Genomic DNA, 512 nt, shown 5'->3' on the forward strand with positions numbered 1-512 from the left:
GGCGTGGGCCGGCGGCGGCGGGCTGCGCAGCGGATAGGCGGCCGGCCCCTGCGGCAACGGCCCCTTGCCGTCGATCGGCTCGCCGAAGGCGTCGACGATGCGGCCGCGCCAGGCCAGGGTCGGGCGCACCGAGGCGCCCTCGGGCATGATGCGGATCTCGGCGCCGGGGGCGACGCCCTCGACCGGGCCGAACGGCATCAGCAGGGCCCGCGCCTCGCGAAAGCCGACCACCTCCGCGGCCAGGGGCCCGCCGCCCAGCCGGTCGATCTCGCGCGCGCCCACCGCCAGCCGCGTCAGTCCGCCCCGGGCCTCGATCAGGAGCCCGTTCACCGCCGCCACCCGCCCGGAGACGGTCAGCGGGTCGATGCGCTCGACGGCCGCGATCAGATTGCGCAAGCGCTCCCCCCAATGCCCGCCGACACAATCGCCGGTCGCCGTTAACCATGTGTGAAACGCCGGCCACGGACGATCAGGCCGGATGCGCCGGCGAAAAACGCGTGCAGGAACAAGGC

The 512-nt window shown here is 75.4% G+C and carries 1 pseudogene; it reads right to left on the bottom strand.

Annotated features, from left to right (window positions below):
- A pseudogene (locus IP485_RS13725) lies at positions 1 to 396 on the bottom strand (hypothetical protein); the annotation flags it as partial.
- Positions 397 to 512: the final 116 nt, after the last annotated feature.

This window comes from Psychrobacter sp. NG27, from assembly GCF_016106655.1.
GTDB lineage: Bacteria > Pseudomonadota > Gammaproteobacteria > Pseudomonadales > Moraxellaceae > Psychrobacter.